We start from the raw sequence: 25313 nt of genomic DNA on the forward strand, positions 1-25313 counted from the left end.
AGGCAGTACGATCAATGATGGCTGAGCGCGCTTGACAGCAACTTGGCCGTGATATCGACAATCGGGATGACGCGCTCGTAGGCCATGCGCGTCGGTCCGATCACTCCCAGCGTGCCCACGATCTTGCCGTTGACTTCATACGGCGCCGTCACCACGCTCATCTCATCCATCGGCACCAGGTTCGATTCGCCGCCGATGAATATCTGCACGCCCGTCGCCTTGCTCGATACATCGAGCAGCTGCATCAAACCTGTTTTTTGCTCGAACATGTCGAACATCTGACGCAGCGAATGCATATTCGATGACAGATCACTCACGCTGAGCAAGTTGCGCTCGCCGGAAATCACCATGTCATCGCTATGGTCGGCCATCGCTTCGCTGCCCGCTTCCACGGCCGCCTGCATCAGGCTGCCCATATCGTCGCGCAACTGGCGCAATTCACCCTGCAGGCGCACGCGCACGGCATCGAATGACAGGCCGCCATAATTCTGGTTGATGTAATTGGCCGATTGCACCAGTTGCGCCGGCGTATAGTCGGCCTCCGTCAGCAATAAACGGTTCTGCACGTCGCCGCCGGGAGCGACGATGACGAGCAGGATGCGTTTTTCGGACAGGCGCAGGAATTCGATTTGCTGGAATACGGATTCGCGGCGCGGAGTGAGCACGACGCCGGCAAACTGCGACAGCGACGACAGCATCTGCGCCGCGTTGGCGATGGTTTTTTGCGGTTGCGGCGTCTGCAGGCGCATGCGCGACTCCACCAGATGCTCGTCCAGGTGCCGGACGGTCAGCAAGGTATCGACAAAGATGCGGTAGCCGCGCGGCGTGGGGATGCGTCCGGCCGAGGTGTGAGGGCTGGACACATAACCGAGCTCTTCCAGGTCGGCCATGATGTTGCGGATCGTGGCCGGCGACAGGTCCAGGCCGGAAATTTTCGACAAGGCGCGCGAACCGACCGGCAGGCCGTCGGCGATATATCGCTCGACCAGGGCTTTCAGCAGTGTTTGGGCACGTGTATCGAGTTGCATGGTGTTTTATTTAAGCAAGTATGTTGTTAAGCAAGCGGCAACGAAAGCGGCCGAACGTGCATCAACAGCGCCTATTATGCACGTTCGCCCGCCCGGCGGCGATCAATCTTCCAGTTGCCCCTGCAGCCACAGCAGCAATTCATCGAAGTTGGCGCAGATGGCGTCGGGCTGCACGCCGGCGGCCAGATGCGCGTCGCTGCCCTTGCGGTTCATCCACACGGCGCGCATGCCCGCCCCTTGCGCTCCCGTGACGTCGAAATACAAGTCGTCGCCGACATACACGGCCTCATGCGGCGCCACGCCCAGCGCGGCGCAAGCGGCCAGGAAGATGCTCGCGTCAGGCTTGGCCACGCCGAAATCGCTGGCGGCGATGGAGACTTTAAAATGCTGTGCCAGGCCGATAATGTCAAGGTCCGCATTGCCATTCGAAATCGAGCCGACCAGCATGCGCTGGCCCATCCAGGCAAGGCCAGGCAAGACGTCGTCATACGGCTGGACGCGATGGCGCGCAGCCAGGAACTGCGCGATGGCGCCATCGACCAGGACAGGATCCTCGCCGGCCGCCTCGAAGGCGGCCAGCAAGCCCGCGCGGCGCAACTCGATCAGGTTGCCATGGAAATGCGGTTGTTCATGGAGCATGGCCAGGCGGTGCTGGCGCAGCACCTCGATGGAAAACTGCTGCGCCACCTTGGGCGCATGCGTGGCCAGCCAGTCGTGCAGCAGGGTTTCCGCAGCGGCAATCACGGGCGCGATGGGCCACAAGGTATCGTCGAGGTCGAACAGGATGGCCTTGGGCGGCACGGCAGGTTTTACAGGGGCAAGGGACATGGGATTCACGGTGGATGCCACGCCACAGTGCGCAGCCTGCCTCTATTGTCGCATTGATCGCCGCCGCCGGCATGGCTGCGCCTCCATGAAATGGGGCCGGGCCAGCGCTTCCCGGCGAAAAATTGTTACAGGGTGATACAAGGCAAGATCATTCAGCTTGCCAGATAGACTAAAATAGGCGCCATTCCAATGCGGCGCCAGCGTCCGCGTTGCGCTACCCAACCTAATTCGTTTTGGAGAATGTATGAAAAATTTGTACCTGCGCTCGATGCTGGCGGCGGCTTGCGCCGTCACACTGGCAGCCTGCGGTGGCAGCGGCGGCAACCTGTATCTGCAAGGCCAAGTCGTCGGCCTGGCCAAAGATGGCCTGATTCTCTTGAATGACGGGGAAAGCTTGCCAATTCCTGCGGGCCAGGCCAGCTTTGTTTTCACCAAGCTGGTCAAGAACGATGACCGCTACAATATCACTATCGCACAACAGCCCAAGGGTGCCGTTTGCACCATTATCAATGGCGTCGGCAAGGCATCGAGCTACTCCGTGACTACAGCCCAGGTGAACTGCCAGACCAACGCCTACCCGCTGAGCGGCACGGTCACGGGCCTGACCACGGATGGTTTGCGCCTGGTGATGGGCCCCAACGGCACCACCCTGCTGGCTGGCGCCACCACCTACGAATTCAAAAGCGTTGATGACGGCGCCTCGTACGGCATTTCCATACTGGCTCAGCCAACGGGCCTGACGTGCCGCTTCCAGGGTTCCAGCAGTGCCGATGGCAGCGATACGGTCGGCAAGATGGGATCTGCCGCCACGACCGCAGCCACACTTGACTGCAAGCCGCAGTAATCCTTGCGATCCGTCACCTATTTTTTGGAGAAATACATGAAGTTATCCTGCTTGCGCCCTATCGCCGCACTGCTGCTGACCTTGGGACTGGCCGCTTGCGGCGGCAAGGCCTCGTATGATGTCAGCGGCACGATCTCAGGCTTGAACAATGAAGGACTGATCCTGGTCAATAGCGGCGACTCCCTGCCGGTTCCTGCGGGGAAAACAGCGTTTACCTTTGCCAAGCGCATCGACTATGGTACCGACTACAACATCACCATCCAGCAGCAACCGGCGCACATGACTTGCAGCATCAGCGGTGGTTCCGGTTCGGCTGGTCATTACCTCACTATCAGCGCCGCTGTTGCTTGCGCGCAAAACAGATATACCGTGGGTGGCACGATTTCCGGCCTGACGGTGGATGGTCTGGTGCTGATTAACGGTAGTACAACAACAACAGTGGTCAAGGACTCCACGACCTTTACCATGGCCGGCTCCGTCGCCTATGGCGATACCTATGGCGTCAGCGTCTCCGTGCAGCCGAAGGGTCTGCTGTGCGTCGTACAGCCGGGCACAGGCGGCGGCACCATGGGCGAAGCGAATGTGACATCGGTAAAGGTCGCCTGCAATCCGGCCTAAGTTGCGGCAACGGTAGCCGCCAGGCGGCTACCGGGAAGAGATATCATGAAAATCTATATTTGATATTCAAAATATAAATTGGAGTTATATGTGGCGATGCAGCATAATGCATCTGTCTCCTCCAACTCTTCCAAGAATTGGATTTAGCCCGCTTTTACCAGCGGGCTTTTTTTTGTCCAAAATTCCTCAGGCAGGCTTGTTCAAGCCCGGCTGCAGCATCTGCACGATGCTGGAGAAATCCTGCTGCGCATAGCCGGCTTGCGCATGCATCTGGTACAGCTGGCGCACCAGACCGCCCAAGGGCGTGGGCGCATTCGCCGACAGGGCCGACTGCTGCGCCAGGCCCAGGTCTTTCAGCATCAGCGCCGTTCCGAAGCCGCCCGTGTAATTGCGCGACGCGGGCGTGCCGTCCATGACACCGGGCCACGGGTTGTACACTTCCAGGGTCCAGTTACGGCCCGAACTCTTGGCCATGATGTCGGACAACACTTTCGGATCCAGGCCATGCGCCACGCCCAGGTTCAGTGCCTCGGCCGTACCGGCCATCAAAATACCCAGCAGCATGTTGTTGCAAATCTTCGCCACCTGGCCCGCACCTGCCTCGCCCGCATGGAAGATATTCTTGCCCATCTTCTCCAGCAAAGGCCGCGCCTGCTGCAAGGCCGCTTCGCTGCCACCGACGATAAAAGTCAGGGTACCGGCCGCCGCGCCCGCCGTGCCGCCCGAGACGGGGGCATCGATCATGGCAAAGCCCCGCTCGCTGGCCGCCTGCGCCACCTGGCGCGCCACGTCGGCGGCGATGGTGCTGCAATCGATGAACAAGGCGCCCGGCTTGGCCGAGTCCAGCACGCCACCGGCCGCCAGGTACAGTTCCTGCACGTGCTTGTTGGCTGGCAGCATGGTGATGACGGCGTCGGCCGTCTGCACGGCCGCGCTGGCGGACGCAGCCGCCGTGGCGCCCGCCTCGACCAGCGAAGCCACTGCCGCCGGCGCCAGGTCGAACACGGACACGTGGAAGCCGGCGGCCACCAGGTTGCGGGCCATCGGCGCGCCCATGTTGCCCAGGCCGATAAAAGCGATATGTTGCATGGTGAAAGTCTCCAGTTATTCTTTTATTTAATGTAGATCCGCCAATGGATGCTGTGTCCACGGCGCGGCAAAATACTCGTCCAGATACGCTGCGCTGACGTCGGCCAGGCTGGCCGGCTGCCACTGCGGCGCGTTGTCCTTGTCGATCAGCAAGGCGCGCACGCCTTCGCTGAAGTCCGCATGGGCGCAGCATTGCACGGCAACGATCAATTCCAGCTGGAACACTTGCGCCAGGCTCAGATGCCGCGTGCGTTCGCGCATGGCCCACACCAAAGCGGCCGAAGTGGGCGCGCCCTTGTCCAGCGAGTGGGCCGCCTTTTGCAGCCAGGCCGAATCGCCGTCATACGCGGCAATGGCGGCCACCACTTCGGGCAAGGTGGGCGCTTGCGTCAGCGCGGCGATGGCGTCGAAGTTGGCGCGCACTTCCGAGACGGGCAGCACCGTCGTTGGCGCCGAAAAGCCGCGCAGCAATCGGTCCAGCTGTTCGCTGTTCGCCTGCGGACTCGCTTGCCATTGTGCCAGTGCCAGCGCGTCGAGCACCATGGCGCGCTCTTCCTGGCGCAGGAAATAGTCGCCGAGACCCGCAAACAGCGCATCGGCCGCGTTCAATGGCGCGCCCGTCAAACCCAGGAACAAGCCGCTGCGTCCCGGCATGCGGCCCAGGAACCAGCTGCCGCCCACGTCGGGAAACAGGCCAATCGTAATTTCCGGCATGGCGATGCGCGTGCTTTCCGTCACCACGCGGTGGCTGGCGCCGGCCATCAGGCCCAGGCCGCCGCCCATGACGATGCCACCGCCCCACACCAGCAGCGGCTTTGCATAGGTATGGATGCGGTGGTCGAGCCGGTATTCCTCGGCAAAGAAGGCCAGCGCCTGCGGGTTAGGCACGACGCCCGGCTGCTCGACCACGGCCGTGCGCAGGCTGCGCACGTCGCCGCCCGCGCAGAAAGCCTTGTCGGTCGACGATTGCAGCACCACGCAGGCGATGGCAGCGTCACTGGCCCAGCGCACGAGAGCGCCATCGATGGCGCGGATCATGTCCAGGGTCAATGCATGCAAGGACTTTGGCGCATCGAGGGTGATGACGCCCAGCTTCATGCCGCCGGGACAGTCGCGTTCCTCGATTTTCACAGTTTCAATCAGGGTACTTTCAGCCAAGGTTTCAGCCATTGCGCCACTCCGCCGGACGTTTTTCCAGGAACGCTTGCACGCCTTCTTTCTGGTCTTGCGTATCGAACAGGCCCAGGAACAGGGTGCGTTCATCGGGCAGGGAATTGACCAGCGGATGGCTGCGCGCGCCCTGGATCAGGGTCTTGCACGCCGTCACGCTGCTGGGGCTTTGACGGGCCACCTTGGCGGCCAGGGCCAGCGCCGTGGCGGCAGCCTTGCCGGTTGGCACGACTTCCTCGACCAGGCCGATAGCCAGCGCCTTGGCCGCATCGACCCGTTCGCCACATAAAATCATGCGCTTGGCCCAGCCTTCGCCCACCAGCCACGGCAAGTGCTGCGTGCCGCCCGCGCACGGCAGCAAGCCGACGGATGCTTCCGGCAAAGCCATCTGCGCATGTTCTTCAGCAATACGGATGTCGCAGGCCAGCGCACATTCAAGCCCGCCGCCCATGGCATAGCCATTGATGGCGGCGATGCTGACGCCGCGAAACGCGGACAACGCCTCGAACGCCTCGCCAAACGCGGCGGCCATGGCGAACGCCGTGTCCTTGTTGCCATCGGCAAACACCTTCAGATCGGCACCGGCAGAGAAGAACTTGGCGCCGCCGCCCGTGATCACGAGAGCGTACACGTCCGGGTCGGCATTCAGGTCGACCACCAGTTGCGTCATCGCGTTCAGGCTGGCCTGGGTCCACGTATGGGCGGGCGGGTTGTCGAGCGTCACCAGGGCCGTATGGCCATGGCGTTCCAGCAGCAAATTTGTATACACTTTGGTCATCGCAGATTCTCCGTGGCGCCGTCTTTCAAGATCGCTCGCGCGACGATCAGGCGCATGATTTCATTCGTCCCTTCCAGGATCTGATGCACCCGCGTATCGCGCACGTGGCGCTCGAGCGGATACTCGCGGATGTAGCCATAGCCGCCATGCAATTGCAGCGCATCGTTGGCAACATTAAAACCTACATCCGTGGCGAAACGTTTTGCCATGGCGCAATATGCCGTGGCGTCGGGACTTTCCTGGTCCAGTTTCCACGCCGCCAGGCGCACCATCTGGCGCGCCGCCACCAGTTCCGTCAACATGTCGGCCAGCTTGAATTGCAGCGCCTGGAATTGCGCCAGCTCGCGGCCGAACTGCGTGCGCTCCTTCATGTACGCTTGCGCCCGCGTGAGAGCCGCCTGCGCCGTGCCCACCGAGCACACGGCGATATTGATGCGCCCGCCATCGATGCCCTTCATGGCAATGGCAAAGCCTTCGCCTTCCGCTCCCAGCAAGTTCGCTGCCGGCACTTTCACCTGGTCAAAGCTGATGATGCGCGTGGGCTGGCTGTTCCAGCCCATCTTTTCTTCTTTCTTGCCATACACGATGCCGGGCAGATTGGCCGGCACGGCAAAGGCGGAAATACCGGCCGCGCCTTCGCCGCCGGTTCTCGCCATGACGATCAGCATGTCCGTCTGGCCCGCGCCCGAGATAAACGCTTTCGTGCCGTCGAGTACGTAGAAATCGCCCTCCTTCACTGCCTTGGTGCGCAAGGAGGCCGCGTCGGAACCCGACTGCGGTTCCGTCAGGCAATAGCTGGCCAGTTTCTGACCGGCGGCCAGGGACGGCACCCATTCGTCGCACAGGGCTTCCTGCCCCCAGCGCGACAGCATCCAGGTAGCCATGTTGTGGATGGTGATATAGGCCGTGGTCGAGGTGCAGCCACCGGCCAGCTCCTCGAAGACGATGGCCGCATCCTGGCGGCTCAAGCCCAGGCCGCCCCAGCGTTGCGGCGTGTAGAGGCCGCAAAAGCCCATCTCGCCCGCCTTGGCGATGGTTTCCACGGGAAAAATCGATTCCGCGTCCCAATGGGCCGCATGCGGCGCCAGTTCGCCTTCGGCAAACGCGCGCGCCGCCTGCTGGAACTCGCGCTGCTCGTCGCTCAGTTCAAAGTCCATGCCAGCTCCTTATTTGAGGCTGATGGTGGTGTTGACCTTGCCCACCGAGGCCGCGTCCGTGAACCAGCGCTGGGTGATCGTTTGCGTCTGCGTGTAGAACAGCACGACTTGCTTGCCGAACGGGCCCAAATCGCCCAGTTTCGAGCCGCGCGAACCCGTAAAGCTGAACAGGGGAACGGGCACGGGGATGGGCACGTTGATGCCGACCTGGCCCACGTCGATTTCTTCCTGGAAGTAGCGCGCGGCCGCGCCGCTTTGCGTAAACAGCGCCGTGCCATTGCCGTTCGGATTTGCGTTTACCAGGGCAATCGCTTCATCGAGCGTGTCGACTTCGACGACGATCAATACGGGGCCAAAGATTTCCTGGTCATACACGACCATGCCCGGTTTCACGCCGGACAGAATCGTCGGGCCGACGAAGTTACCGTTCGGATAGCCATCGACCTTGACGTCGCGGCCATCGAGGGTCAGCACGGCGCCCTGTTCGATGCCCTTGGCTACGAGGCTGAACACGCGCTCTTTCGCCGCGCACGAGATGACGGGGCCCAGGTCCGGATTGTCCTTGCCCGCGCCCACCGTCAGGGTTTGCGCCTTGGCCGACAATTCCGGCAGCCACTCGCGCGCTTCGCCCACCAGCACGGCCACCGATGCCGCCATGCAGCGCTGGCCGGCGGCGCCGAAACCCGCGCCCAGCAGCTGGTTCAGGGTCTGTTCTTTATTTGCATCCGGCAAGACGACGGCGTGGTTCTTGGCGCCCATCATGCATTGCGCGCGCTTGCCGTTCAGGCTGGCGCGCTGGTACACATGCGTGCCCACCTTGCTGGAACCGACGAAGGAAATCGCCTTGATGTCCGGGTGGTCGCACAGGGCGTTGACCACGTCTTCGCCGCCGTGGATGACGTTCAACACGCCGGCCGGGATACCCGCCTGCAAGGCCAGGCGCACGAGCTTTTCCGTCACCAGCGGATCTTGCTCCGATGGTTTCAGCACGAAGGTATTGCCGCAGGCAATCGCCATCGGGAACATCCACAGCGGGATCATGGCGGGGAAATTGAACGGGGTAATGCCGGCGCACACGCCCAGCGGCTGCATCACGCTGTAGGTGTCGACGCCGCCAGCCACGTTTTGCGCGTATTCGCCCATTTGCAGGGTGCCGATATTGGCGGCATGCTCGACCACTTCCAGGCCGCGGAACACGTCGCCTTCCGCGTCGAGCAGGGTCTTGCCCTGCTCCATCGTCAAGGTGGCGGCCAGGTCGGCCATGTTTTCGCGGATCAGTTGCTGAAGCTTGAGGAAGATGCGCGCACGCGCGCCGATCGGCGTCTTGCGCCAGGTTTTGAAGGCCCGCTGGGCCGAGGCGATGGCGGCGTTCACTTCCTCCGGCGTGGCGAACGGCACCTTGGCCAGTACTTCCTGCGTGGCCGGGTTGACGACGTCGCGCCAGACGGTGGTTTGGGATTCAACCCACTCGCCGTTGATCAAGAGGGGAACAGTTGGAATAGCGTTTTGCATGGTCACTCGAAGTCTCCTGGTGTGGGTATAGGTCTGTTTGCATTATTCGCACAATAGCCGCCACAAACAAGGCGTGAAAATGCGAGATAATGCAAAGCTGAATCTGTTAATCTGCAAAGATTGTAAATTTGCAGATTCCACAAACCGGGGAAGAGGAAACGCGATGGCAAAGGTTTTCATGGGTGTGCGCCTGCAGCGGCTGCGCGAGGAACGGCGCATGACGCAGGTGGCGCTGGCCAAGTCCCTGGGCATTTCACCCAGCTACCTGAACCAGATGGAACGCAACCAGCGCCCGCTGACGGTGCCGATTTTATTGCGCATCGGCACCGTGCTGGGCGTCGATCCGCAAATCTTTTCCGAACACGACAGCGCCAGCCTGGTAGCCGACGTGCGCGACGTGTTCGGCGAATTGCCCGATGCGCCGCCCACGTCGATGGCGGAACTCAAGATGCTGGTGGAAAACATGCCGGAGCTGGCGCGCTCGATTTTGCTCTTGCAGCGGCGCTACCGGGTCATGGCGGAACGGGCCGATACCCTGGCTGCGCGTCTCGACGACGGCAGCCGCGGCGCCAGTTCGGCGGCCCCGTCCACGGACGAGGAAGTGCGCGAATACCTGAACCGGCGGCAGAACTACATCGATGAACTGGACCGGGCGGCGGAGCTGGTGGCCGGGGAATTCGATCCCGCCCTGCGCACGCTCGATGCGCTGCAAGGCCGCTTGCTGGAGCGCCACGGCGTCAAGGTGCAACTGTCCGATGGCGACGCGGGCATGGTGCGCAAGCACCGCTACGACGCCCAGCAACAGATATTGTGGCTACCCGACACCCTGACGGGCGGCCAGCGCGCCTTCCAGATGGCGGCGCAAATCAGCTTGCTCGAGCACAGCGACCTGATCGACGCCCTGGTACTGGCGGCGGGATTCTCCGGTGCGGCTGCGCAAACGAGCGCGCGCCTGGCGTTTTCCAATTATTTTGCGGGTGCCCTGTTGATGCCGTATCAACGCTTCCTGCAGGCGGCGGAAACGCGCGCCTACGATATCGAGCGCCTGGCGCACCAGTTCGGCGTGGGCTTCGAGGCCGTGTGCCACCGCCTGAGCACCATGCAGCGCCCCGATGCGGCGGGTTTGCCGTTTTTCTTCGTGCGCGTCGACCGCGCCGGCAATGTCTCGAAGCGCCAGTCGGCCACGGACTTTCACTTTTCCAGGGTGGGCGGCACCTGCCCCCTGTGGATCGTGTACGACGCCTTCAGCCACCCGGGCCAGGTGCTGACGCAAGTGGCCAGCATGCCGGACGGCTGCACATACTTATGGATCGCGCGCCAGGTCAGCACGGCATCGCCGGGTTTCCGCGCTCCCGGCAAGACCTTTGCCGTGGCGCTGGGCTGCGACATCTCGCAGGCGCACCGGCTGATCTATTCGAAGGGGCTCGATTTGCACGACCCGAGCAGCGCCACGCCGATCGGCACGGGCTGCAAGGTGTGCGAGCGGCAGGCGTGTCCGCAGCGGGCGTTTCCATCCTTGCTGCTGGCGCCGCCGCCCGTATCGGCTTAGGACTCGTCGATCACGCGGGCGCGCAGCGCGTCGAATTCGCGCGTGAATTCCGCGCGCCAGTCGCGCCGCGTGCTCTCGGCTATCCAGGCCGCATCGAGGCCATTCAGCATGAAGCCGCGCATGTCGTCCAGGCCGAAGCCGAATTCGCGCATCATCATCCACGCGCCCGTCGGCGTCACGTGGTGCAGGGTCGGGTCGTCCGTGTTCGGGTGCAGTTTCAAGCCCAGCTTGGCCATGGCGCGGATCGGGTGATCCAGCGCCCAGCGCTCGGGCGCCAGGGTGCGCAGATAGTAGGAATTGGTCGGCACCACCGTAAACACGAGGCCCTGCTCCACGCAGCGCTGCGCCAGTTGAGGATTATCGACAATCGTGTAGCCATGGTCGACCCGGTCCACCTGTAATTCGTCGATGGCCGTCGCCACGTTCATCCACGGCATACCGAATTCGCCCGCGTGCGCGGTGCATTTGAAGCCGGCCTCGCGTGCGGCGCGGTAGGCTTCGATGAAGAGCTCGGGCGGGCGGTCGTTTTCGCGGTAGTCGATGCCGATGCCGATGACTTCCGGCGCGCGGTGCGCCTTCATCCATTCCACCATCTGCACGGCTTCCGCGGGAGCGGCTTCGCGGTCGATGCTGGGAATCAAACGGCCGATCACGCCGAAATCGCGCTGCGCATCGCGGATGGCGGCCACGATGGCGTCTTGCGCCGCGTCATAGCGGATGCCCGACACGCGCACGGTGCCGGTGGGGTTCCAGAAGAACTCCGCATAGCGCACGCCATGGCCATGCACGTCTTCCAGGTATTCGTAGGCGAGGCAATACAGGTCCGTCGGCGAGACGATCAGGTGCGCGTCGAGCGCGCGCAGCACGCGCAGCACGCCGACGGGCTTGTCGCCGCGCGTATAGAACGCGTCGATGTCCTCGGGGGTGACGACATTGCCCGTCTTGGCGGCCAGCGCGCGGAAAGTAGCCTGGCGCACCGTGCCAAACAGGTGGCAATGCAGCTCCACTTTCGGCATGGCGCGTAAAAACTGTTCAATGCTCAGGGGGGAATTAGACATGAAGCTCGTTTCGTTAAGAGGGAATCAGGCGAGAATGCCGGCCAGGCGCTGCATCAGCAGTTCAATGGCGGCCGGGCCATCGGCCAGCATCGCCACCTGCGTGTTGATGGGGGCGCGGCGCGGCACGCGGAACTCGCACACCGTCATGCCGCGCGTCAGCTCGCCCGTCAATTCGATGGCCACGTGGGCGCTCTGGAACTGGAACAGCTGCGGCGCTTCCAGGTACAGGGCCACCACCGGGTCGTACATCGGCATGGGCACGGAACCGTCGGCGCTGCGGATGCGCACATACGCTTCCAGGTAGCCGGCCAGCCGCTGCGCGCGCGGCGTGCCGATGGCGCGCAGCTGCTCCACCTCCAGTTTAGTGACCAGCAGCTGGCGGCACAGGTTCAAGCCGAACATGCGCAGCGGGATGCCGGCCTGGAAGACCTGGGCGGCCGCTTCCGGGTCCGCATAGATATTGAATTCCGCCGCCGCCGTGTGGTTGCCCTGGTCGGTCGAGCCGCCCATCAGGATGATTTCAACGATTTTTTCCGCGATGTCGGGCGCGCGGCTCAAAGCCGTGGCCAGGTTGGTCATCGGCGCGATCGCCATGATGGTGATCTGGCCGGGATGCTTGCGCACGGCGGCGATCAGGGCGTCGACGGCGTGGCCGGCAGCGTCACCGGCCTCGCCGGGCGGCAGGATCTCGCCAGTGGTGGGCATGCCGCTGTCGCCGAGGATGCGCTGCGCCGTTTCGATGACGCCGGCCAGCGGCTCTTCGCAGCCGCGGTAGATAGGCACCGTCAAGCCATCATGGGCCTTGATGCGCAAGGCGTTGTCGTAGGTGATGTCGACGGGCGCATTGCCCGCCACCACGCTTACGCCCAGCCACTCGATACCGGGATTGCTGCCCAGGAGCAGCATCGTCAGCCAGTCGTCGAAACCGGGATCGGTATCGAGCCAGATCTTTTTCAAGGCTTGGGTCATGATGGTTTCCATTCAGAAATCAGGCGCCCAGCCACAGGGCGCTGTCGGACGGCAGCACGAAGGACACGGCCGTGCCCTCGCGCCAGGCGGCGCCGCCGGCCGCGCAAATGCCCTTGACCTGGCCCAGCGGCGTTTGCAGCAGGTATTCGACGGTGTCGCCGAGGAAGCCCCGCGCCAGCACGGTACCCGGGTATTGCCCCGCAGCGTCGTCGGCCGCGCACACGCGCACCTTGTCCGGACGCCAGCCCAGCACCGTGGTACCGGCGGCAACGGGAGACGTGTACGGCAGGCTGGCGCCCGCGTGGTGCAGCGCGCCGTCGCGGTAGTCGAACAGGTTTTCAAAGCCCATGAAGTTGGCAACGAAGCGTGTTGACGGCGTATTGAAGACGGCTTCCGGCGCGGCCAGCTGCTCGATGCGTCCGCCGTTCATGACGACGATGCGGTCGGACAGGGCCAGCGCTTCTTCCTGGTCATGCGTCACGTACAGCATGGTGATGCCCAGTTCGCGCTGGATGCGGCGCAACTCGGCGCGCATCTGCACGCGCAGCTTGGCGTCCAGGTTCGACAGCGGTTCGTCCAGCAGCAGCAAGGCCGGTTCGACGACGATGGCGCGCGCCAGCGCCACGCGCTGCTGCTGACCACCGGACATCTGCGCCGGCAAGCGCGTTTCAAAGCCCGTCAGCCCGACGGCGGCGATCACGGCTTCCACCTTCGTTTTCAGCAGGGCCGGCGCCACCTTGCGCAGGCGCAAACCAAAAGCGATGTTGTCGTATACATTCAGATGCGGAAACAGCGCATACGACTGGAAGACCATGCCGATATTGCGCTTGTTCGGCGCCAGCTTGCCGATTTCGCGGCCGTCGAGCACGATGCGGCCCGACTGCAGCGGCATCAGGCCGGCGATGGCGCGCATGGTGGTGGTCTTGCCGCAACCGCTGGGGCCCAGCAGGGAAATCAGTTCGCCCTGCTCGACGTGCAGGTCCAGGTCTTTCACGGATGTCGTGTTCTTGGCGTAGCCGAGGTTCAGCTTGTGCAGTTCCAGATAACTCATGGTGTGTTGCCTCTTACATGTATTTAGAAATGCCCAGCACCTTCTCGGTCACCATCACGAAGGCCATGGTGAACAAGACCAGCAAGGTCGACAGGGCAGCGATCGACGGATCGAAACTGTTTTCCATATGGCCCAGCATCTCGATGGGCAAGGTGCTGATGCCAGGACCCGTCAGGAACAGCGAGACGGGCACCTGATTGAACGAAGTGACGAAGGCGAGGAAGAAGGCGGCGATCACGGCGTTGCGGATATTCGGCAGCACGATCATGAAGAAGGCGCGCAGGCGCGACGCACCCAGCGTAATGGCGGCATCCTCGATATCCACGCGCAAATTCACCAGGCTGGCATACACCACGCGCACCGAATAGGGAATCAGCAGCGCGATGTGGCCGATCAGCAGGCCCACATACACGGGCGCGTTGATGGTCAGCACCAGGTGGTGCAGCAAGCCCAGCCCGACGAGGATGGCGGGAATGATCAGCGGCGACGTCAGTATCTGACGGATGGCGCCGATGCCCGGCGGCGGCATGCGCGAAAACGCATACGCGACGGGTATGCCCAGCAGCAGCGCGATCACGGTGGCGATCAGGCCGATTTCCAGGCTGGTCTGGAAGGCGCGGCGGAACTCGGGCGCCGACCACACTTCGATGATCCAGCGCAGCGAGTACGACTCGGGCGGGAACGCCAGCGTCTCGCCGCCGCTAAAGCCGGCCAGCACGACGATGGCGAATGGCCCCAGCAGGAACAGGAATACCAGCCATAAAACGGCACGTGAAAACAGGCTTTCTTTCATACGGAACTCCGGCTCGAGGAAATACGTTTAAGGCCGGCATTCACCAGCAAAGTCATGCAGACGAGGATGACGGCGATGACATTCGCCGCGCCAAAATCGCTCTCCACGCTGACCTTCTGGTACAGCAGGGTTTCCAGCATCAGCACCTTGGTGCCGCCCAGCAGTGCTGGCGTCACATAGGCCGTCACGCAGCCCGTAAACACCAGGGTGCCGCCGACGACCAGGCCTTCCTGCGTCAGCGGCAGGGTGACCTTGCAAAACACTTGCCATGGATTGGCGCCCAGGGTGGCGGCAGCCGGCTCCACGTCGCGCGGCAGGTTTTCCAGCGCGCCCGCCAGGGACATCAGCATCAATGGCAGCAGCAGTTGCAGCAGGCCGACAAACACGGCGAATTCGCTGAACAGCAAACGCAGCGGCTCTTCCGTCAAGCCCATGTTGACGAGTGCCGCGTTGACGGCGCCGTTACGGCCCAGCAATACGATCCAGGCATAGGTACGCGCGATCGGCGAGACCATCAGCGGCAGAATCATCATGCCCACCACCAGCCCGCGCCACTTCGGCGACACGCGTGCCACGGCTTGCGCGGCCGGGTAGCCGAGGATGATAGCCGCCAACGTCACCAGCGCGGCAATGCGCAGGGTGCGCCAGAAGATGGTGCGGTTGAATTCCTGCGAGAAGAATTCGATGAAGCGGTCGACGCCCCACTGCATGCCGTCGCCGACGCGGAAGGCGTCGACCAGCAAGGCCAGCACGGGCAGCAGGAAGCAGACGACGATAAAGATCAGCGCCGGCAGGACCAGCAGCAGTCCCAGGCGCTTTTTTGGATCAGCAAACATGGTGTTTTCTCCTCGTCACCACTATTTGCTCATGGCCTTGTTCCACTGCGTCATCCAGTTCGTGCGCTGCTTGAGGATGGTTTCCGGCTTGACGAATTTCAGCGAATTGATCTGGTCGGCGCCATAGGTATTGAATTGCGCGGCCGCCACCGACAGGCGCACGTCCTTGTTGACGGGCGAGTCGACCAGATTGGTGGCCAGCTGCGTCTGCACTTCCTTGGACAGCCAGAAATCCATCAGCTGGTAGGCCAGGTCCGCATTCTTCGAACCGGCGACGATGCCCATCACGTTCATGCCGGCCGCCTGGCCTTCGGCCGGGATGCTCCATTTCAGGGGCAGGCCCGTCTTGAGCATTTGCGACCAGGTAAAGCGCGCCACGGGCGCGGCCCAGATTTCATCCTGGGCGAACAGGGCCGCCAGCTGCGCGCTGTTTTTCGAGAACGTGACGACGTTGCCCTTCATGCCGACGATCTTGGCAAAGCCGGTGGCGTAGTCGTCCGTCTTGCCGCCCCAGGCCGCATCGGCCATGCGCAGCATCAGGGGACCCTGCGTGGTGCTCACGTCGGGGAAGGCCACGCGGCCCTTCAGTTCAGGGCGCCACAGGTCCTTCCAGGACGTCAGCGGGGCGATCTTGTCGCTGCGGTACACCAGGCCGACCGAGTACAGCGTATAGCCGACGGCGAAGTTGCCGCCGATCGGGTTCTTCGCCACGTCGTACAGGGCTTTGTAATTGCTCAGCTTGGAGTAATCCATGGGCTGGATGACGCCCTTTTGCGCCGCTTCCAGCATGCCGGAATCGGACAGCAGCACCAGGTCGATCACCGGGTTCTTGCTGTGCACTACCAGCTTGGCGATACGGTCCGCGTTATTCCCCGTTTCCACCTTGATATCGCAACCGCATTTGGCCTTGAACGGCTCGTACACATACTTCATGAACAAGGGCTGGGCAATCGGATAGGCCGAAATGACCAGCTCGCGTTTTTCCGCGTGGGCGGCGTTAGCCAGCAAGCCTAGGCTCAACGCCAACATGAGGTGCTTTTTCAAGATGCTTCCTTTCAGGGGACGGCGCTGGGGGACAGCGCCTGTAAAGATGAATCAGACTCAGAAATAATGTCGCATGCCAACGATCAGCACGCTTTGCGTCTTGCCGCCCGAGGCGCCGAAGCCGAACACGCGGGCGAACGTCGCGTCGCCGGCCGCTTTCTGGTAGCTCCAGGTGATGGCGACATCGGTGCGCTTGGACAGGAAGTAATCGGCCTGGAAGTTGACCTGATGCCATTTCGGCGTCTTGTTGATCACGTCATATTTACCGGTGGTAAAGAAATACGACGCGCCCAGGTTCAGCGCTTCCGTCAGCTTGTGGTTCACGTTCAAGTCCACGTTTTGCAAGGTCAGATTGCTTTGATCCAGGTAGTGGTAGCGCACGTTGGTGTACAGCGCGCCAAACTTGGTCTTGCCCACATTATAAAAGCCTCCCGTGCCGGCGATGGCCTGGCTGTCCACGCCCGCGCCCTTGACGGCGCTCTTGTTGAAGATCAACAAGGAGCTGCCATAGTCATTGCCGATGGCGCCATTCGGCGCATCGGGGCTGTTCGGACGATCCATCTTGGTGTAGGCGACGGCCCAGCTGAAGGCATCGACCTTGTAGCCGGCACCCATGCTGTAGACGCGGTTGCGGTTGGAATCTTCCGGGTTTTCGCTGAAGCCGTACAAACCCGTGAACGACAGGTTGCTGATGTTCGGGCTGACATACTTGACGGCATTTTGCACGCGCAGGTTGTTGTAGCCATTATCGTTGTCGCCGATATGCACGCCATTGCTGGCAATGACGACCGGGCCCAGCAGGTCCTTGACGGCTTCGTACTGGCGGCCCAGGGTGAGCGTCCCCTTGTCATTGCTGGACAAACCCACATACGACTGGCGGCCAAACAAGCGGCCGCTTTGCGACGCCGTGCCCGTCATGACGTTAAAACCGTTTTCCAGCACGAAGATGGCCTTGGTGCCGTTGCCCAGGTCTTCCTGGCCGCGAAAACCGATACGGGGATTCTGATTCGTGCCGCTCAACGCATGCGTGCGGCTGCCCTTGCCCTCATCCGACACATAGCCGATACCGGCCGACAGCAAGCCATACACTTGCACGCTGCTTTGCGCCTGCGCCGCGCCCTGCGCCGCCAGCAAGCCACCCACTACCATCGTTCCCGTCATCCATTTGTTCATCGCCGCCACCCTAAAAAGAATAAACCCTGAGTTTTTTGGAATTATTTTATTGATGCGTCCCTTGCATGGCGTGCTAGCGCGAGTACCGGCGCCGCCTGGCAAGCGCTTCTCTGAAGATTGTTGCCTTCAAGACAAGTAAAGACCAGTCCAGAATATGGTAAATTGCGGGATAAGAAAATTTGTTTATTTTTATAAATCCATTACTTTTTCTAATAAGCAAACCCATGCATGAGTTGAGCAAGAAGATTTCCTTACGACATTTACAAGCGTTTTCCACCTTAGCCCGGGTAAACAGCTTCAGCAAGGCTGCACAGGAATTGTGCGTGACCCAGCCAGCCCTCAGCGCCTCGATCAAGCTGCTGGAAAATCAACTTGGGAAAAAGTTGTTTAACCGCACAACCCACCAGCTGGAACTGACGCGCGAAGGCAAGCTGGCGCTCGACTACGCCACGCATTTATTAAATACGGCAAGCAACACTTTTGCCGATATCCAGCGCGCCATCGGCAGCGGCCGGCACCGCATCCGCATCGGCGCGATCCCGTCGGCCATGGCGATGACGGCCGTCGTGGTGGCGCGCTACTGCGAGCAGCATGGCGACGAAGTGGAAATCGTCCTGTCGGACATGCCCAACGACGGCTTGCTGCACGCCCTGCATTCGGGCCAGCTGGACTTTTGCGTGGGTATCGAGGTGCCCGGTTCCGTGTCGTTGGAAAGCGTGGGCCTGTTCGAAGACGAACTGGTGCTGGTGACGGCGGGACGCCATGCGCTGGCGGTGCTCAAGGAAGTGCGCTGGGAGCAATTGGCGGGGCAGGAAATCGTCGTGTTTACCAAGGGCAGCATCTGGGAGTTCGCCTCGAGCGCCCTGCGCCAGCATGGCTTGAGCCCGTCGAGCCTGTACCAGATGATCCACAGCGAGTCGCTGTATGGCGTGGTGCGCGCCGGCATCGCCGTCGGTATCATGCCCAGCCTGTACACGACCTTCCTCAACGACGAGGACCTGCACGTGGCACCGCTGCGCCAGCCCACCTGCAAGCGCAAGATCGCCTTGATGCGGCGCAATGAGATCAGCCGCAACCACCATGTCGATGACTGCTTTTCCGCCCTGAGAAAGGATCTGCAGCAGGTCGACCAGTGGTTTTAAGTTAAAACTTAAGCAGGCGCCTTCAGCAAGTTAGCCAAAGCAACATACTGCTCCAGCCCCACGGTTTCCGGGCGCAGGGTCGGATCGATGCCGGCCGCCTTGATCTGCTCTTCCGTAAACATCCCGGCCAGGCAGTTGCGGATCACCTTGCGGCGCTGCGAGAAGGCCTTCATGACCACCGCTTCCAGGGTGGCCTGGTCGCACGCCAGGCGCTCGGCCACGGGAATCATGCGCACGATGGCCGATTCCACTTTTGGCGGCGGATCGAAGGCCGTCGGTGGCACGATGAACAGCAGCGACATGTCATAGCGCCATTGCAGCATCACGGACAGGCGGCCATACGCCTTGCTGCCCGGTTCGGCCACCATGCGCTCGACGACTTCCTTTTGCAGCATGAAATGCTGGTCCTGTACCAGCGGTGCGAAGTCCGCCAGGTGGAACAGCAGCGGGCTGGAAATGTTGTACGGCAAGTTACCCACGATGCGCAGCTTCTGGCCGGCCGGTACGGGGATTTGCGCGAAATCGAATTTCAGCGCGTCGCCCGAGTGGATCGTCAGCTTGGCCGGATTGAACGTCTTTTCCAGGCGCACGATCAGGTCGCGGTCCAGTTCCACCACGTGCATCTGCTTCAAATGGCGCAGCAGCTGCTCCGTCATGGCGCCCAGGCCGGGGCCGATTTCGACCATGGCATCGTCCGGCTGCGGCCCGATGGCGGCCGTGATGTCGTCGAGGACGAAGCGGTCATGCAGGAAGTTCTGGCCAAAGCGTTTGCGGGCAACGTGTTTCATATTCTGTTTTTCTATTCTAGGGGCGGTGTAGCGGGGTAAAACCGGTGGGCGATCAGGCGCGGCTGCTGGCGCGCAGCATGTCGAGCGCCGTTTGCAGGGCTTGCTCCATGCTGTGGCAATCGGCCAGCCCCAGCCCTTGCGCGGCCAGGTCCAGCGCCGTGCCGTGGTCGACCGAGGTGCGGATCAACGGCAAGCCCAGGGTGATATTGATGCCGCGCCCGAAGGTCGCGTATTTCAGCACGGGCAGGCCCTGGTCGTGGTACATGGCCAGCACGCAATCAGCATCGGCCAGGTATTTGTGCTGGAACAAGGTGTCGGCCGGATACGGCCCGCGCGCATCGATGCCGCGCGCTTGCGCCGCGGCAATCGCCGGGGCGATGACATCGATTTCCTCGCGTCCCAGATACCCGCCCTCGCCCGCGTGCGGGTTCAGGCCGGTGACCAGGATGCGCGGCGCGGCGATGCCGAATTTCTGTTGCAGGTCGGCCTGGATGATATCCAGGGTGACGGCCAGGCTGTCCATGGTGATGGCAGCGGACACGTCCTTCAATGGCAGATGCGTGGTGGCCAGCGCCACGCGCAGGGTCGGTTCGCCATGGCCGGGTTCGCCGGCCAGCATCATCACCACTTGCGGCGTGCCGGTTTTTTCCGCCAGGTATTCCGTATGGCCGGAAAAGGCCACGCCGGCATCGTTGATCGTGCTTTTTTGCAAGGGCGCCGTGACCATGGCGCCAAACCAGCCGGCCTGGACACCTTCCACGGCCGCGTCCAGGGTCGCGAGCACGGAACGCCCGTTTTCCTTGTCGAGTACGCCAGGAATGACATTGTTAACAGTGGGAATATCGATCACGGCCAGGCGGCCAGACCCGAACTGGGGCAGGCCGCTGTTGCGCACGGCTTGCAGCGACAGCGCCGCCAGGCGGATGTCCGGATCGATCAGGCTGGCCGTCAGCGCCAGGAAGGCGGCGTCGCCCAGCAGGATGCAGTTGACTTCATTGCGCATGGCCCAGGCCGCGCGTATGGAGATTTCCGGGCCGACACCAGCCGGTTCGCCACAGGTAATGGCGATGGCAGGCCGGCGTGCAAGGGGCAAGTTACTCATGCGCAATGAATCAGCCGCATTACTGATCGTCCGCGCGGAATTCGACGTAGGCACGGTCGCGCACTTCGCGCGCCCAGTTTTCCGTCGCTTCTTCCAGCTTGCGTTCGCGCAAGGCATTGCGCGCAGCGGCGCGCTGCTTCTCTTTCGAGACGTCATCACTCTTGCGTTCCAGCACTTCGATCAGGTGGAAGCCAAAGCTCGATTCGATCGGCTCGCTCACTTCGCCCGGTTTCAGCGCATTCATCGCCGTTTCGAATTCCGGTACGGTATCGCCTGGATACAGCCAGCCCAGGTCGCCGCCCTTGGCGGCCGAACCGTCGTTCGAGAACAAGCGGGCCAGGTCTTCGAACTTGGCGGCCTTGTTATCGAGACGCTCTTTCAATTCCGACAATTTGCGCTTGGCTTCGGCCGCCGACAAGGTCGGCGTTATTTTCAGCAAGATATGGCGGGCATGCGTCTGCTGCACGGCGGCGACGGCTTGCGCCTCGGCAGCACTGCGGCGGTCCACCAGCTTGAGGATGTGGAAGCCCGTATTGCTCTTGATGATAGGCGTGATCTGGCCCGGCTTCAATTTCAGCAACTGTTCCGTGAACAGGGGCGGCACGCGGTCGCTATGGCGCCAGCCGATATCGCCACCGCTCAGCGCATCGCTGGCGTCGGAATAGGTGGCGGCCATCTTGGCGAAATCGGCGCCCGTGCGCAGCTGGCGGCTGACTTCTTCGGCGCGCGCGCGGCGTGCGGCGATCTGTTCGGGGCTGGAATTTTCCGGAATGCGCACGAGAATCTGCGCCAGGTTCAGTTCCACCTGTTCGCTGGCGGCCGCTTTTTCCGCTTCCAGGAAGTTATCCACTTCGGAATCGGAAATCTGGATCTTGGCGTCGACTTCATGCTCGCGCAGGCGCTGCATGATGATTTCATCGCGGATTTCTTCGCGGAAGGTCGCAAACGGCGTGCCTTCTTTTTCCATCTGGTTGCGCAGCTCTTGCACCGTCATTTTTTGCTGTTCAGCAATACGGCCAATCGCGCGGTCCAGGGTCAGGTCATCCACGCGCACGCCCATTTCCTTGGCCAGCTGCATTTGTGCGCGTTCAACAATCATGCGCTCGAGCAATTGACGACGCAGGTCGGCAGGATCGGGCAAGGGCACGTTCTGCGCCTTCATGCGCTGCTCCACGCTCTTGATACGGGCCGCCACTTCATTGCGCGTAATCACCTCGTCATTGACGACGACGGCGATGGAATCGATGGTCTGGCCACTGCTCGAGGCCGGTGGCGTGAACCCCTTGACCGGCGCCGCGGCAGCGGGCTTGGCGACAGGCGCTGGCGCAGCCTGTTGCGCCCAGACACTACTGGTCGTGGCGCCGGAAATGGCGCACAACAAGACCGTTGCAATTTTGAGTTGGTGCATACTGGCATTACGCATAATGTGTAGAGCGCTCATGAGTTCAGGTGAATAAAAAAACCGGTTTGTGCCGGCGCCGGGAACACCGGCGGCGGCAACGGTGCCTATCTTAACGGAGTGGCTGGCTCAGTGTCTGGTAACCGGGGATGGTTTTTGTAAAAGTTTCCAGGCCATTCGCGCCCAGACCCAGGCCATTCGACAAGCCCGTCAATTCCAGCTGGAAGAAGATCGGCGTCGAGACAGTCTTGTTCGTCGTCACGAAACGCTGCGCACCCATGCGGAACACCCAGCAGTCGCCCTTGTATTCCAGGCCGACCAGGCTTTCCAGCATGCTGCGATCCTTCACGGAGTAACTGATGCGGCCCACGCCATACAGGCGGTCCGTCAACGGCCATTGGGTCGACACTTCAACATTGCGCCAACCAGCATCTCCACGCTGGAAACGATTGCCAAAATTCAATACCTTCTTGGCACCGGGCTGATATTGCAAGGCGTAGTTGTAGCTGACCAGCTGGCGGTCGCTGGGATTGTACTGCACCAGGCTGTCGGCGGTCCAAGTCTCGGACACGCGGCCCGTTGCTGCCAGCAGGATATCCGAACGCGACTGGTTGACGGGTGTGCTCGAATCGAGTTGCACGCGCTGGTCGGCAAAATAGAAACGCTGGCCGAAAGTCAGGCGCATGCGTTCCGTTCCATCGGACTGCAGGAAACGCGATACCAGGGCGGCCGTGACCTGGTTGGCATCGCCGATGCGGTCGCTGCCGACAAAACGGTTTTCCGTGAAGATCTGCGTCAGGTTGAACGTGCCAGCGGCCGTATCGAACGTCGGAAACTTCGACTGGTCGCGGTACGGCGTGTAGACGTAGAACAGGCGCGGTTCCAGGGTTTGCGTGCCGCCCTTGGCGCCAAACAGATTCGTGTCGCGTTCAAACACCAGGCCGCTGTCGACCGAGAAGGTTGGCACGGCGCGCGTAAACGACGTATCCGCAAACTTCGCCTTGGTCCTGGCGTCGTTATCGAGCTGATACGCGCTGGCATTGAGCATCAGCTTGGGCGTGACGAAGTAGCCAGGGCGCACGATGGGGAAACTCACCTGCGGCACGGCCACGAGACGCGACCCCTGCACCAGGGTCGGGTGGGCGAAGCGCGTCGCTTCCGCGTCGAAGGTCCAGTCGAAGCCGCCCCAGACGTCGTATTTGCCAGCGTGGAAGTTCACCGCCGGCAAGCGGTCATACGGGCGCGTAACGGTCAGGCCGGGATTGTTGACCGCATCGGGATCCTGCAGCACCTGGTAATTCTGCACGCGCGCCGTCAGGCTCCAGTCCTCGGTGCGGTAATCGGTGCGCAATTCGCGCAGCAACTGGCGCTCGGTGGCGGTGGCGACGGTTTTCGAAAAATCATTCGGGTAATTATTGTCGGATGCCTCGCGCAGATCCCAGCTGTAACTCCAGCCCTTGGCCAGCGCCTGCTCATGCTTGGACTTGATCATGTAGCGGTTGGTCTTGGTCTGCTTGTCGTTAGGCAAGAACTCAAACGACGTTTCGCCCTGGTACAGGCCTGCATCCGTCTCGCCCATGTAGCGGCCTGCCGCACCGAGCTGGATGCCGCGCCGCTGTATGTAGCGCGGGAACAGGGTCAGGTCGCGGTTCGGCGCGATGTTCACGTAATACGGCATCAGCAGCTCGAAACCGTTCTTCGAGGCAAAGCCCGGCGTGGGCGCCAGCCAGCCCGAGCGGCGCGCACCCGACAGCGAAAACGAAATGCCAGGCGTGCCCAGGATCGGCACGTCCTTGAAATAGATGATGGTCTTGCTGCCGGTGCCCACGTCGCGGCCCGTATCGAGGTTCAAGGTGCTCGATTTCAGGTACCAGTCCGGATTCGGCCCTTCGCAGGTACTGTAAGTACCGTCGATAACAGTGGCTTCGTCGGGATTGATGAAGTCGACGCGCTCGGCCTTGCCCTGGCCGCCTCCCACTTCGAAGCGGTACGTCGGGTTGAGCAGGAAACCCTTGCCGGTCTCCATGTTCAGCTTCAAGACGTCGCCCGTGTAGTAATCGCCGAAACGCCACATCTTGATATGGCCCTCGGCGTCGAACTGATCTTCAACTTGTTTGTAACAAGCTGTATCTGCCGTCATTTTTGTGGTTTTTCCGCGTTCAATCACGACATTTTTATCGAGATTGATCTCCCTTTCGGGGCGTCCGTTCATGCTGTTCGCCGTCATGACGGTGGGCGCGTCGGGATCTTCCACATGAACCGGGCGCGGCGCTTTCTGGGCGTGAACAGGCACCGTCGTGGCGGCGACGAGCGCGCTGATGGCGAAAGCCCAGCGCTGCGAAGGGGGGGAGGCCGAAAACCAGCTCATGAATTGGAAGGGGCAAGCACCATGACAGGCGATTTTTTGATTTGAATCCCTTATTATATGGGAATCTGTGCGACACGCCTTAAAGCTCGGGTAGCTGGCCCCGGTCGCAACGTAGCAGTAACGGCTAGCAGCGCAGGAACTGCGCAGGCAAATCCCTGGTTTACCAGTGATAAAACAGTGAGGGGCTCCCCGGAGTACCCATTCTTAGCAAGACAAGACACGCTACGAGAAGGTGCCTTGTCAGTCTTATACGCCCGCCGAATCACCGGCGAGTCGCTATTCCTTTGCCTGTTTTGTTTACATAAAACATTGAAACTGTAGTTTATTTGCAAAGCTTGTGGATATTTTACATTTGCTTACAATTTTCTATATTTCAACAGTTCTCTGCAAGACTCGGTTTTCTCTCAGCTGAGTCATACCCGAGTGAAACTCTTCGATATCTTGTCATGCTTCAGTGTTGCAACTGCTGCCATGACCAGATGTACGACCATCTGTCACCTACTTGAGTGTGCGTCGCCGGTAACGGCGGGGTGCAAAGCCTCAGGGACAACGTACCCCCATTCTTTTCCGGCAGCCCGGCGTGCGAACGCCTGGCTGGAGACTGCGAGCAGCGATGCGGTCTAGGGGCTAGGTGAGTGCTGCAAGGGCAATGTTATGTGAACCATCGTTTGAACCCTCGTAAATATTAGTAGGCCAAAGCTGCTGGCAGGCCTAAACCAAACGGTACGTGGCTGGTTATCTCCGTGGATTCTGGGGATACGTCGTCATTCAGCCACCGGGGGAAAGATGGGCCCTAAACAGCCAGTCGCGATGTAGTTGTCGCGTCGATATCGTTGGGAACGTGGTAAGCCCGATTCCCTGCCGCTCGATCAAAGAACCGAGATAGCGGCAAGCAAACCGCAAGGCACGCCCTTGGGGGAGCGGGTAGAGGAGGATGGAGAAAGCGAATGCCGGGCTGTAATGGTCCGGATAGGGATTCAAGATTTGTCCCGGCCTGAAAGGGTGCCCACTTCCATC

General features: G+C 61.6%; 23 protein-coding genes. 5 read left to right on the top strand and 18 right to left on the bottom strand.

Going from position 1 to position 25313, the window contains the following annotated elements; all coding sequences use genetic code 11:
* Window positions 1–11: 11 nt before the first annotated feature.
* Window positions 12–1028 (bottom strand): heat-inducible transcriptional repressor HrcA, encoded by a 1017-nt coding sequence (gene hrcA / locus U0004_RS27670; protein WP_034778783.1) that lies wholly within the window; start codon window positions 1026–1028, stop codon window positions 12–14.
* A 102-nt stretch (window positions 1029–1130) separates the two neighbouring features.
* Window positions 1131–1856: an HAD family hydrolase gene (locus U0004_RS27675; RefSeq protein WP_070254876.1), complete on the bottom strand. Its 726-nt coding sequence runs from the start codon at window positions 1854–1856 to the stop codon at window positions 1131–1133.
* Window positions 1857–2100: 244 nt separating this feature from the next.
* On the opposite strand from U0004_RS27675, the gene U0004_RS27680 reads away from it, so the two are divergent.
* Together U0004_RS27680 and U0004_RS27685 are read left to right on the top strand one after the other, a co-directional pair.
* Window positions 2101–2700, top strand: coding sequence for a hypothetical protein (locus U0004_RS27680; RefSeq protein WP_070254715.1), 600 nt, complete (start codon window positions 2101–2103; stop codon window positions 2698–2700).
* A 36-nt stretch (window positions 2701–2736) separates the two neighbouring features.
* Window positions 2737–3318 (top strand): DUF4369 domain-containing protein, encoded by a 582-nt coding sequence (locus U0004_RS27685; protein WP_070281775.1) that lies wholly within the window; start codon window positions 2737–2739, stop codon window positions 3316–3318.
* 186 nt (window positions 3319–3504) lie between these two features.
* Here the strand turns inward: U0004_RS27685 and mmsB are convergent, their stop codons facing one another.
* Genes mmsB through U0004_RS27710 form a run of 5 tightly spaced genes read right to left on the bottom strand, consistent with a single transcriptional unit; the run spans window position 3505 to window position 9024 of the window.
* Window positions 3505–4407 (bottom strand): 3-hydroxyisobutyrate dehydrogenase, encoded by a 903-nt coding sequence (gene mmsB / locus U0004_RS27690; RefSeq protein WP_034778800.1) that lies wholly within the window; start codon window positions 4405–4407, stop codon window positions 3505–3507.
* A gap of 27 nt (window positions 4408–4434) precedes the next feature.
* Window positions 4435–5577, bottom strand: a complete 1143-nt coding sequence (locus U0004_RS27695) for an enoyl-CoA hydratase/isomerase family protein (protein WP_081345538.1) — start codon at window positions 5575–5577, stop codon at window positions 4435–4437.
* Entirely contained in the window at window positions 5570–6355 is a 786-nt protein-coding gene (locus tag U0004_RS27700; RefSeq protein WP_070254717.1) for an enoyl-CoA hydratase, read from the bottom strand. The genes U0004_RS27695 and U0004_RS27700 overlap by 8 nt, the downstream gene beginning before the upstream one ends.
* Window positions 6352–7512, bottom strand: coding sequence for an acyl-CoA dehydrogenase family protein (locus U0004_RS27705; RefSeq protein ID WP_070254718.1), 1161 nt, complete (start codon window positions 7510–7512; stop codon window positions 6352–6354). Before U0004_RS27705 ends, U0004_RS27700 begins: the two co-directional genes overlap by 4 nt.
* 9 nt (window positions 7513–7521) lie before the next feature.
* On the bottom strand, window positions 7522–9024 hold the full coding sequence (locus U0004_RS27710) for a CoA-acylating methylmalonate-semialdehyde dehydrogenase (RefSeq protein WP_070254719.1): 1503 nt from the start codon (window positions 9022–9024) through the stop codon (window positions 7522–7524).
* 163 nt (window positions 9025–9187) lie between these two features.
* On the opposite strand from U0004_RS27710, the gene U0004_RS27715 reads away from it, so the two are divergent.
* Complete coding sequence (locus U0004_RS27715; protein ID WP_070254720.1) at window positions 9188–10573, top strand: short-chain fatty acyl-CoA regulator family protein; 1386 nt, start codon at window positions 9188–9190, stop codon at window positions 10571–10573.
* Here U0004_RS27715 and U0004_RS27720 read toward each other — a convergent pair.
* Genes U0004_RS27720 through U0004_RS27750 form a run of 7 tightly spaced genes read right to left on the bottom strand, consistent with a single transcriptional unit; the run spans window position 10570 to window position 17497 of the window.
* The gene (locus tag U0004_RS27720) at window positions 10570–11631 is read right to left on the bottom strand and encodes an adenosine deaminase family protein (RefSeq protein ID WP_070254721.1); all 1062 of its coding nucleotides are present in this window, start codon (window positions 11629–11631) and stop codon (window positions 10570–10572) included. The genes U0004_RS27715 and U0004_RS27720 overlap by 4 nt on opposite strands.
* A gap of 24 nt (window positions 11632–11655) precedes the next feature.
* Window positions 11656–12600: a nucleoside hydrolase gene (locus U0004_RS27725; protein WP_231958487.1), complete on the bottom strand. Its 945-nt coding sequence runs from the start codon at window positions 12598–12600 to the stop codon at window positions 11656–11658.
* A gap of 19 nt (window positions 12601–12619) precedes the next feature.
* Complete coding sequence (locus tag U0004_RS27730) at window positions 12620–13651, bottom strand: ABC transporter ATP-binding protein (RefSeq protein WP_034778812.1); 1032 nt, start codon at window positions 13649–13651, stop codon at window positions 12620–12622.
* A gap of 13 nt (window positions 13652–13664) precedes the next feature.
* Window positions 13665–14444 (bottom strand): ABC transporter permease, encoded by a 780-nt coding sequence (locus U0004_RS27735; protein WP_034778814.1) that lies wholly within the window; start codon window positions 14442–14444, stop codon window positions 13665–13667.
* Window positions 14441–15280, bottom strand: a complete 840-nt coding sequence (locus tag U0004_RS27740; protein ID WP_070254722.1) for an ABC transporter permease — start codon at window positions 15278–15280, stop codon at window positions 14441–14443. The genes U0004_RS27735 and U0004_RS27740 overlap by 4 nt, the downstream gene beginning before the upstream one ends.
* A 21-nt stretch (window positions 15281–15301) precedes the next feature.
* Window positions 15302–16324 carry an ABC transporter substrate-binding protein gene (locus U0004_RS27745; RefSeq protein WP_034778817.1) on the bottom strand — a complete coding sequence of 341 codons (1023 nt, stop codon included), beginning with the start codon at window positions 16322–16324 and terminating at the stop codon, window positions 15302–15304.
* A gap of 57 nt (window positions 16325–16381) precedes the next feature.
* On the bottom strand, window positions 16382–17497 hold the full coding sequence (locus tag U0004_RS27750) for a porin (protein WP_231958486.1): 1116 nt from the start codon (window positions 17495–17497) through the stop codon (window positions 16382–16384).
* A 224-nt stretch (window positions 17498–17721) separates the two neighbouring features.
* On the opposite strand from U0004_RS27750, the gene U0004_RS27755 reads away from it, so the two are divergent.
* The gene (locus U0004_RS27755; protein WP_070254723.1) at window positions 17722–18639 is read left to right on the top strand and encodes a LysR family transcriptional regulator; all 918 of its coding nucleotides are present in this window, start codon (window positions 17722–17724) and stop codon (window positions 18637–18639) included.
* 8 nt (window positions 18640–18647) lie between these two features.
* On the opposite strand, the gene rsmA is transcribed toward U0004_RS27755, so the two are convergent.
* The 4 genes from rsmA to U0004_RS27775 all read right to left on the bottom strand — a co-directional run bounded on the left by rsmA (window position 18648) and on the right by U0004_RS27775 (window position 24002).
* Entirely contained in the window at window positions 18648–19427 is a 780-nt protein-coding gene (gene rsmA / locus U0004_RS27760) for a 16S rRNA (adenine(1518)-N(6)/adenine(1519)-N(6))-dimethyltransferase RsmA (protein WP_034778823.1), read from the bottom strand.
* Between the two features lie 52 nt (window positions 19428–19479).
* Window positions 19480–20529, bottom strand: a complete 1050-nt coding sequence (gene pdxA, locus U0004_RS27765; RefSeq protein ID WP_034778825.1) for a 4-hydroxythreonine-4-phosphate dehydrogenase PdxA — start codon at window positions 20527–20529, stop codon at window positions 19480–19482.
* Between the two features lie 19 nt (window positions 20530–20548).
* Window positions 20549–21937, bottom strand: coding sequence for a peptidylprolyl isomerase (locus U0004_RS27770; RefSeq protein ID WP_231958485.1), 1389 nt, complete (start codon window positions 21935–21937; stop codon window positions 20549–20551).
* Between the two features lie 103 nt (window positions 21938–22040).
* On the bottom strand, window positions 22041–24002 hold the full coding sequence (locus U0004_RS27775; protein ID WP_231958484.1) for an LPS-assembly protein LptD: 1962 nt from the start codon (window positions 24000–24002) through the stop codon (window positions 22041–22043).
* A 6-nt stretch (window positions 24003–24008) separates the two neighbouring features.
* On the opposite strand from U0004_RS27775, the gene U0004_RS27780 reads away from it, so the two are divergent.
* Entirely contained in the window at window positions 24009–24341 is a 333-nt protein-coding gene (locus U0004_RS27780; RefSeq protein ID WP_231958483.1) for a hypothetical protein, read from the top strand.
* The last annotated feature ends 972 nt before the right edge of the window (window positions 24342–25313 follow it).

Source organism: Janthinobacterium lividum (assembly GCF_034424625.1).
In the GTDB taxonomy this organism is placed as follows: domain Bacteria; phylum Pseudomonadota; class Gammaproteobacteria; order Burkholderiales; family Burkholderiaceae_D; genus Janthinobacterium; species Janthinobacterium lividum.

Coding starts and splice junctions, on each gene's coding strand:
- hrcA (WP_034778783.1), bottom strand. CDS start 1,028: ATGCAACTCGATACACGTGCCCAAACACTGCTGAAAGCCCTGGTCGAG.
- U0004_RS27675 (WP_070254876.1), bottom strand. CDS start 1,856: ATGTCCCTTGCCCCTGTAAAACCTGCCGTGCCGCCCAAGGCCATCCTG.
- U0004_RS27680 (WP_070254715.1), top strand. CDS start 2,101: ATGAAAAATTTGTACCTGCGCTCGATGCTGGCGGCGGCTTGCGCCGTC.
- U0004_RS27685 (WP_070281775.1), top strand. CDS start 2,737: ATGAAGTTATCCTGCTTGCGCCCTATCGCCGCACTGCTGCTGACCTTG.
- mmsB (WP_034778800.1), bottom strand. CDS start 4,407: ATGCAACATATCGCTTTTATCGGCCTGGGCAACATGGGCGCGCCGATG.
- U0004_RS27695 (WP_081345538.1), bottom strand. CDS start 5,577: ATGGCTGAAACCTTGGCTGAAAGTACCCTGATTGAAACTGTGAAAATC.
- U0004_RS27700 (WP_070254717.1), bottom strand. CDS start 6,355: ATGACCAAAGTGTATACAAATTTGCTGCTGGAACGCCATGGCCATACG.
- U0004_RS27705 (WP_070254718.1), bottom strand. CDS start 7,512: ATGGACTTTGAACTGAGCGACGAGCAGCGCGAGTTCCAGCAGGCGGCG.
- U0004_RS27710 (WP_070254719.1), bottom strand. CDS start 9,024: ATGCAAAACGCTATTCCAACTGTTCCCCTCTTGATCAACGGCGAGTGG.
- U0004_RS27715 (WP_070254720.1), top strand. CDS start 9,188: ATGGCAAAGGTTTTCATGGGTGTGCGCCTGCAGCGGCTGCGCGAGGAA.
- U0004_RS27720 (WP_070254721.1), bottom strand. CDS start 11,631: ATGTCTAATTCCCCCCTGAGCATTGAACAGTTTTTACGCGCCATGCCG.
- U0004_RS27725 (WP_231958487.1), bottom strand. CDS start 12,600: ATGACCCAAGCCTTGAAAAAGATCTGGCTCGATACCGATCCCGGTTTC.
- U0004_RS27730 (WP_034778812.1), bottom strand. CDS start 13,651: ATGAGTTATCTGGAACTGCACAAGCTGAACCTCGGCTACGCCAAGAAC.
- U0004_RS27735 (WP_034778814.1), bottom strand. CDS start 14,444: ATGAAAGAAAGCCTGTTTTCACGTGCCGTTTTATGGCTGGTATTCCTG.
- U0004_RS27740 (WP_070254722.1), bottom strand. CDS start 15,280: ATGTTTGCTGATCCAAAAAAGCGCCTGGGACTGCTGCTGGTCCTGCCG.
- U0004_RS27750 (WP_231958486.1), bottom strand. CDS start 17,497: ATGAACAAATGGATGACGGGAACGATGGTAGTGGGTGGCTTGCTGGCG.
- U0004_RS27755 (WP_070254723.1), top strand. CDS start 17,722: ATGCATGAGTTGAGCAAGAAGATTTCCTTACGACATTTACAAGCGTTT.
- rsmA (WP_034778823.1), bottom strand. CDS start 19,427: ATGAAACACGTTGCCCGCAAACGCTTTGGCCAGAACTTCCTGCATGAC.
- pdxA (WP_034778825.1), bottom strand. CDS start 20,529: ATGAGTAACTTGCCCCTTGCACGCCGGCCTGCCATCGCCATTACCTGT.
- U0004_RS27770 (WP_231958485.1), bottom strand. CDS start 21,937: ATGCACCAACTCAAAATTGCAACGGTCTTGTTGTGCGCCATTTCCGGC.
- U0004_RS27775 (WP_231958484.1), bottom strand. CDS start 24,002: ATGTGGCGTTTCGGCGATTACTACACGGGCGACGTCTTGAAGCTGAAC.
- U0004_RS27780 (WP_231958483.1), top strand. CDS start 24,009: ATGGCCCTCGGCGTCGAACTGATCTTCAACTTGTTTGTAACAAGCTGT.